Source organism: Amphibiibacter pelophylacis (assembly GCF_037688875.1).
Lineage (GTDB): Bacteria > Pseudomonadota > Gammaproteobacteria > Burkholderiales > Burkholderiaceae_C > Amphibiibacter > Amphibiibacter pelophylacis.
The window spans coordinates 220,222-227,761 of record NZ_JAWDIE010000003.1 but is presented as its reverse complement, the minus strand read 5'-3'; the positions used below and the strand labels follow the sequence as shown (position 1 = coordinate 227,761).

Annotated in this window: 7 protein-coding genes; 5 read left to right on the top strand and 2 right to left on the bottom strand. The window is 62.7% G+C overall.

Translation table 11 applies throughout. The annotated features are described in order from the left end of the window. Window positions 1-1,389 (bottom strand): 16S rRNA (cytosine(967)-C(5))-methyltransferase RsmB (gene rsmB, locus RV045_RS03225; protein ID WP_423234321.1); only part of this gene is annotated, 1,389 nt, incomplete at its 3' end. Between the two features lie 82 nt (window positions 1,390-1,471). On the opposite strand from rsmB, the gene folE reads away from it, so the two are divergent. Then, the gene (gene folE / locus RV045_RS03220; RefSeq protein WP_423234320.1) at window positions 1,472-2,209 is read left to right on the top strand and encodes a GTP cyclohydrolase I; all 738 of its coding nucleotides are present in this window, start codon (window positions 1,472-1,474) and stop codon (window positions 2,207-2,209) included. 7 nt (window positions 2,210-2,216) lie between these two features. On the opposite strand, the gene RV045_RS03215 is transcribed toward folE, so the two are convergent. Continuing rightward, a complete protein-coding gene (locus RV045_RS03215; RefSeq protein WP_423234319.1) occupies window positions 2,217-3,128 on the bottom strand; it encodes a LysR family transcriptional regulator in 912 nt (303 codons plus the stop codon). A gap of 227 nt (window positions 3,129-3,355) precedes the next feature. Here RV045_RS03215 and dctA point away from each other — a divergent pair, with 227 nt between their 5' ends. The 4 genes from dctA to RV045_RS03195 are packed head-to-tail and all read left to right on the top strand — an operon-like array spanning window position 3,356 to window position 7,533. Beyond that, window positions 3,356-4,672, top strand: coding sequence for a C4-dicarboxylate transporter DctA (gene dctA, locus RV045_RS03210; RefSeq protein ID WP_423234318.1), 1,317 nt, complete (start codon window positions 3,356-3,358; stop codon window positions 4,670-4,672). A gap of 50 nt (window positions 4,673-4,722) precedes the next feature. Next, window positions 4,723-5,523 (top strand): HTD2 family dehydratase, encoded by an 801-nt coding sequence (locus tag RV045_RS03205; RefSeq protein WP_423234317.1) that lies wholly within the window; start codon window positions 4,723-4,725, stop codon window positions 5,521-5,523. Window positions 5,524-5,533: 10 nt separating this feature from the next. Beyond that, complete coding sequence (locus RV045_RS03200; RefSeq protein WP_423234316.1) at window positions 5,534-6,715, top strand: CaiB/BaiF CoA transferase family protein; 1,182 nt, start codon at window positions 5,534-5,536, stop codon at window positions 6,713-6,715. After that, window positions 6,712-7,533 carry an HpcH/HpaI aldolase/citrate lyase family protein gene (locus tag RV045_RS03195; RefSeq protein ID WP_423234315.1) on the top strand — a complete coding sequence of 274 codons (822 nt, stop codon included), beginning with the start codon at window positions 6,712-6,714 and terminating at the stop codon, window positions 7,531-7,533. Before RV045_RS03200 ends, RV045_RS03195 begins: the two co-directional genes overlap by 4 nt. The last annotated feature ends 7 nt before the right edge of the window (window positions 7,534-7,540 follow it).

Below are 7,540 nucleotides of genomic sequence, written 5' to 3'. Positions count from 1 at the left end.
CACGTGGTGGCCCAGCCAGGGGTGACCGTCCAGATCGGTGATGGGCGCGCTGGACGGCTGGTGGCGGACCCATTCTTGCGCAAAATGCCGGATGCTGTGCTCACCTTCATCCCGGAAAACCGAACACGTGGCGTAAATCAAACGCCCGCCTGGCTTCAGAAGTGGCCACAGCGCGTGCAAAAGACGCTGCTGCTGATCGTGCAGCGTGGCGATGTCGCTGCTGTGCCGCAGGGCCAGGATGTCGGGGTGGCGGCGCACCACGCCCGAGCCGCTGCAGGGGGCGTCCAGCAGGATGGCGTCGAAGGGCTGGCCGTCCCACCAGGCGGCGGTGTCGGCGGCATCGGCGCAGCGCAGGATCAGTTCGGGGCGGGCTGCAGCGGGCGCCGCACCGGCCGTGCTTCGCGCCAGGTTGTCCTCGATGCGCGCCAGGCGCTGCGGATCGCGGTCCAGTGCGGTGATCTGCCAGGGCGGCGATCCGGCGGGGGTGAGGTGTTCGCCCAGCTCCATCAGGTGCAGGGTCTTGCCCCCCGGCGCGGCGCAGGCGTCCAGGATGCGGGCGCCGGGTGGCAGATCGCTGACAGCACCCACGCCATTCAGCGGGGGGCTGGCGCACACCGTCAGCCAGGCGCCCCACTGCGCGGCCAGATCCTGCACCGACAGATCGCCTTGATCGAAGCTCGGCAGCCGCTGCACGGGCACGGCGCTGGCCAGCGTCAGGGCCAAATCCCGGTTCAGGCGGGCGGGCAGGTCGGCCTGCTCAAGCTTTTGCAGCGCCTGCGGCGGGGTCAGCCGCGCGGCATGGGCGCGCAGGGTGAAGGGCGGGTGGGCCAGCCCTTCGCGCGCCATGTCTTCCCACTGCTGCGGCCAGTCCCGCTGCAGCTGTTTCAGCCACCATGCGGGATGGCCGTGACGGCTTTCGGGTTTGGCGAGCGCCTGAGCCAGCAGCGCGTCCTGTTCGCGCAGGAAGCGGCGCAGCACGGCGTTGACCAGGCTGGCGCCGGGCTGCACCAGCGCGGGCTTGCGCGCCAGCGCCTTCGCGGCCTGCACGGCCTCGTTGACCACGGTGTGTGCGTCGTAGCTGGGGCGCTGGCTGCCGGTGGCCACCGCACCTGCGGGCAGCAGCAGCGCCAGCGCAGCCGCGATCAGCGCGCCCAGATCGGGGCTGGGCGGGCGGCGCAGCAGGTGCTGGCGCAGGGACAGCAGCAGCGGCCAGTGGCGCAGGGCGTGGCTGGCCAGCGCCAGGCTGCCTGCGCGCGCGGCAGGGCTTTCGGCGCCGGTGCGGGCCAGTTCGCGCGACAGCGATCGTCCGCGCTCAACCCCGGCCAGGGCCAGGCTGGTGTGGGTCAGGAGTTCGTGCAGGGGCGCAGCGGCTGTAGGGGGTGGCGTCATGACCGTGCAAGTGTATTGCAGCCTGGTTATATTGGCCCACATCCAGTCAGACCAACTCTCCGTGCCCCCGCACGTCCTCACAATGAACGACACGACCAGCGCCCCGGGCGCCTCCAGCGCCAACACCTCGACGGGCCCTGTGTCCGGCCGCATCCGCTACCGCCTGCAGCAGGCCGGTCAGCGCTTTTTCGCCAACGACAATATCGCCGACTACATTGAACCCGGCGAGATCGACGCCCTGCGCGACGAGGTCGCCGGGCGCATGCACGCCGTGCTGCAGTCGCTGGTGATCGACACCGACAACGATCACAACACCCAGGACACCGCGCGCCGCGTGGCCAAAATGTACCTGGACGAGGTCTTTGCCGGACGCTATCGCCAGGCGCCTGCCGTGACGGCCTTCCCCAACGTGTCTCGCCTGAACGAGCTGATGATCGTCGGCCCCATCCAGGTGCGCAGCGCCTGCTCGCACCACTTCTGCCCCATCATCGGCCGGGTGTGGATCGGCATCCTGCCCAACGAAACGTCCGACCTGATCGGCCTGTCCAAATACGCCCGCCTGTGCGAATGGGTGATGTCACGACCGCAGATCCAGGAAGAAGCGGTCGTGCTTCTGGCCGACATCCTGGAGCGCCGCGTGCGCCCCGACGGCCTGGCCGTGGTGATGGAGGCCGACCACTTCTGCATGCACTGGCGCGGCGTCAAGGATAGCGACAGCGCCATGACCAACAGCGTGATGCGCGGCGCCTTCCTGCGCGACGCCAACCTGCGCCGCGAGTTTCTGGCACTGATGCCGCGCAAGAGCAGTGGGGCGGTTTGATGAGGAGCTAGACCCCTGTGTGGCGGCTTCCGCTGAGTTCCGCGCAAAGGTCGTAAAGTTGCCGGGCTGCAGGCGAAAGCGGCATGGACCGCCGCTTGATCAGTCCCATTTTCCGGGTGACCACCGGATCCACGAGGGGAACGCTGACCAGCAGCGGATGGTCAGTTCCAGGCATGGCCATGGCCGGGAGTGCGGCAATTCCCAGACCGGCTTCCACAAGGCCCACCATGGTTGTGCCGTGCTGGGTTTCATACAGGCTAGCTGGCTGCTCGGCTACTCCTGCCAGTGCCTGATCCAGCAGCAGCCGGTTGCCTGAGCTTTTTCCTACTGCGATGTAGTCGTACTGGGCCAAATCCTTCCAGCTGACTTCAGCCAGTTTTGCGATCGGATGGTCGCGGCAGCATGCCGCAACAAAACGCTCTTCCAGCAGTGTTTCAAACTCCACTTCGCGGTCCTGCGAACCAATGAAATTCAGTCCGAAATCGGCATCGCCTCCGGCGACCGACTGCAGGACTTCGTTCGCGCTGTCGTCGAGAATGCGCACTCGAACCTTCGGGTAGCGTTCGCGGTAAATGGCGATCACCCGGGTCAGGAAGTAATTGACGGCTGAAGGCACGCAGGCCACCGTGACTTCGCCCATCCGTGTGGCAGCCACGCCCCGAATGCCCAGTAGCGTGGTGTCCAGCGCATCCAGAATCTGGCGCAGCTGGCGGTCGAAGTCCCGCCCGATGGCCGTCAGGCTGACTTGGCGAGTGGTGCGATCCAGCAGCCGTGTGCCCAGTGCTTGCTCAAGCTTTTCGATGCGGCGGCTGAAAGCTGGCTGGGAGATGTGGACCGATTCTGCGGCTTTGCGAAAGCTGCCCAGCTCTGCAACTGCCCTGAAAGCGAGCAGATCGTCAAGATCAAAGTTTCTGGCCATGGGGTTGCAGCTCCTTCTCGTCAGTGGATTGATGCGCATTGTCGATCAATTCATCGGAACAATGCAATTCACAACCGTATCGTGGGCCGCGATGATGGACCCATTCATCAACCGCAGGTTCTGCGCAGGCCCACGGCGCATGACGACACTGCCATTATTCCGGAGACACCCATGCCACCACTACGCCTTGCGATACTGCGCTCTTCCACCCACGCCGGGGGGAGAAAATGAAAAAGCAGGCAATTTATAAGGCACTGTATTTTCAGGTGCTGGTGGCCGTCGCGATCGGTATCGCGGTTGGCCATTTCTGGCCGGAGTTCGGGGCCTCCCTAAAACCTTTGGGGGATGCGTTTGTCAAGCTCGTCAAAATGATGATCGCACCGGTTGTTTTCTGTACGATAGTCAGTGGGATTTCCAGCCTGTCAGATTCCCGACAGGTTGGGAAAACCATGCTCAAATCGATGGGTATTTTTTATGTGCTGACTTTGATAGCCTTGCTGGTTGGATGGGGTGCAGTAGATTTGATTGGTCCTGGCGTGGGTCTTCATATTGATCCGGCGCACCTGGATCCTTCCGTGGTGACCAAATACACCAAGACTGAAGGTTCGCTCGGATTTGTACCTTTTCTGTTGCATATTATTCCAAGTGCCTTCTTTGGTGCATTTGCCGAAGGCGAGGTTCTTCCGGTCCTCCTGCTGGCCATTCTGGTGGGCTTTGGTATTACGCGAGCGGGTCAGGCTGGTGAAATGGCAAAAAACTCGATCGAGTCATTTTCCAGTGTGCTTTTCTCGGTATTTGGTTTCATCATGCGGTTGGCTCCGCTGGGGGCATTTGGTGCCATGGCTTTCACTGTGGGCAAGTATGGTGTGGGCTCCATCGGTTCTCTGGGTATGCTGATCGTTACGTTTTATGTGGCATGCGGATTTTTTGTAATGGTGGTATTGGGTACTCTGGCCAGGATGCACGGTTTCAGCCTGTGGAAGCTGCTGCGCTATGTCCGCGAGGAACTGCTGGTGGTTCTCGGGACTTCTTCATCTGAGCCTGTGCTGCCGCGTCTTCTGGAAAAGCTGCAGAAATTGGGCTGTAAAAAAGGAGTGGTCGGACTCGTTCTGCCCATGGGTTACTCGTTCAATCTGGATGGTACGGCAATTTATCTGACTTTGGCATCGCTGTTTATTGCTCAGGCCTGTGATATTCATTTAAGCACGTGGCAGATTATCTCCATGCTGGGCGTGATGCTGCTGACTTCAAAAGGAGCAGCTGGGGTGACAGGCAGCGGTTTTGTGGCCTTAGTGGCCACACTGACCGTCATGCCGGATCTGCCAGTGGCGGGTGTGGCAATTATTGTGGGCATCGACCGCTTTATGTCAGAGGCTCGCGCCCTGACCAGTACGATGAGTAATGTGGTTGTGAGCGTCGTGGTCTCCATCTGGGAAGGTGCCTGTGACCGGGAGATACTTATGGCCGAGTTGGACCGCACAGATTTTGACAATGAAATTATTCAGGAAGGCAACGCACTGGAAACAGGGCGTCATACCGTATGACAGCAAATTACCTTCAGGATTGGGTCGGCCGTTCGGAAACTGTTTCCGACATGGCCACTGCCACCCCCTACGCCGCACTCTCGGCCACTTTTGACCGGTCCACTGAACGCCCTGCTGAAGGCACTCCCTTGCCTGCGTTGTGGCACTGGCTGTATTTCCTCCCCTTGCACCGACAGTCTGAAATCGGACCCGACGGGCATGCCAAACGAGGGGGTTTCCTGCCGCCGGTGCCGCTGCCCCGACGCATGTGGGCGGGCAGCCAATTCCATTTCCACCAGCCGCTGCGTATTGGCGATGCTATGACCCGCACCTCGACCATTGATTCGGTCACTGAAAAGCAGGGCCGGACTGGCACGCTGGTGTTCGTGAAGGTACGCCATGAAATCTGCCGGAATGGCGAGACGGACATAGCGCTGACCGAGTTCCACGACATCGTGTACCGTGAGGCCGCCCGCCCTGACGACGTGGCATCTCCACCGAAGGCTGCTCCGGGCACTGCCATATGGCAAAAGCACTGGGTGCCCGACGATGTGCTGCTGTTCCGCTATTCGGCGCTCACCTTCAACGGGCATCGCATTCATTTCGACCGCAAATATGTGACCAGTGTGGAGGGGTATCCGGGCCTGGTTGTCCATGGCCCTATGGTGGCCACGCTGCTGCTGGATTTGCTGCGTGATCATCGACCAGATGCCGTGGTGGCCAGTTACGAGTTCCGGGCCGTGCGTCCACTGTTCGATATCCACCCTTTTAATGTGTGCTGTGAGCCGCAGCCGGATGGTCGGACCTTCCGGCTCTGGGCCCAGGATCACGAGGGCTGGCTGACCATGGAGGCCACAGCGGTCATCCGCTAAGGAGAACAGCATGCAACCTTTGAAAGGCATCACAGTCGTCACGCTGGAGCACGCCATTGCGGCGCCCTTTGCCACCCGCCAGCTGGCGGATCTGGGCGCGCGCGTCATCAAAATCGAACGCCCGGGTGTGGGCGACTTTGCCCGGGGCTACGACACACGGGTACGCGGCATCGCTTCGCATTTTGTGTGGACCAACCGCAGCAAGGAAAGCCTGACCCTGGATGTCAAACACCCGGAAGCCCAGGCCATTCTCAAACGCATCATCCTGGAGGAGGCCGATGTGGTTGTGCAGAACCTGGCGCCTGGGGCGGCGTCGCGGCTGGGTCTGTCGTACGAGGCCCTGAGCGCGATCAAGCCAGGCATCATCGTCTGTGATATCTCGGGCTACGGCAGCGATGGCCCTTACCGCGACAAGAAGGCCTACGACCTGCTGATCCAGAGTGAGGCCGGGTTTGTTTCTGTCACCGGAACTGAGGAAACCCCCTCCAAGGCGGGGCCCTCGATTGCTGACATTTCAGCGGGCATGTACGCCTACACCAACATCCTGGTGGCGCTGATGCACCGGCAGCAGACCGGCGAAGGCCAGCGCATCGACGTGTCCATGCTCGAATCCCTGGTCGAGTGGATGGGCTACCCGCTTTACTACGCCATCGACGGTGCAGCACCGCCGCCCCGCACTGGAGCCAGCCACGCGACGATTTATCCCTACGGCCCGTTTCCGGCTGGGGATGGCCGGACTGTGATGCTGGGCCTGCAAAACGAGAGAGAGTGGAAATCCTTCTGCGAGCAGGTGCTTCAGCGCCCCGAGCTGGCCGCCGACGAGCGGTTTTCCAGCAATCCCCGGCGTGTGGCCCAGCGCCAGGCGCTTTACGGGCTGATAGTTGACGCGTTTTCAGAGCTGACCGCCGCGCAGGTGCTGGAGCGGCTGGAGCAGGCGCAGATCGCTAACGCGCAGGTCAACGACATGCAGGCCGTCTGGGAGCATCCCCAGCTGCAGGCGCGCCAGCGCTGGTCCAGCGTCGAAACATCCGTCGGCACGGTTCCGGCCCTGCTGCCGCCGGGTTCCTGGACGAAAGGTCCGCCGCGCATGGACGCTGTGCCTGCTCTCGGCCAGCACACCGAAGCCATCCTGCACAGCCTAGGTTATAGCGCAGCACAGATTGCAGGCTTGCGGGCCGAGGAGGCCATTTGATCCCGCGCACCTATCTGTTTGTTCCCGGTAACCGGCCCGGGCGATTTGCCAAGGCCCTGTCGGCCGGGGCCGATCGTGTGGTGCTTGATCTGGAGGATGCGGTCGCTGCCACAGACAAAGCCGGTGCCCGCCAGCAGGTGGCCGACTGGCTGATTACGCTTGATCCGGCCGAGGTTTCGCGGCTGGTCGTGCGCATCAATGACGCCCACAGCGAATGCCACTCGCAGGATTTGGACTGGCTCAAAGGCCGAGGGCTGTGCGCGGTGATGCTGTCCAAATGCGAGTCCGTCGGGCAGGTGCAGGCGGTGAAAGCGTGTCTCGCCCCCGGGGCGGAAGTGCTGGCTCTGGTCGAAACGGCCAAGGGCGTACTTGCTGCACCAGAGCTGGCCGCGTCTGGCGCGGTGTCCCGGCTGGTTTTCGGTTCTCTGGATTTCATGCTGGATCTGGACCTGCCCGGTCCGGGCAGCGCCGTGGACATGGCGGCGTTTTCGCTGGTGCTGGTCTCGCGCGCAGGGGGGCTTGCGTCCCCGGTGGCCGGGGTGACCGCAGCGCTCCATGACGAGCAGGTTCAGTCCGACTGGGCTCACGCCCGCAGTTTGGGGTTTGGGGCCAAGCTGTGCATCCACCCCATGCAGGTCGCGGCCGTTCACAAGGCACTTGTGCCTGACGCGGACCAGCTGGCCTGGGCCCGGCGCGTGGTCAGCGCCTGGCAGGGGCAGGCCGATGCAGGCGCTCTTCAGGTGGATGGTCATATGGTCGACAGGCCGGTTCTTCTCAGGGCACAACGTATTCTGGCCTCCAGCGGCCAGACCCAATGAATATTTT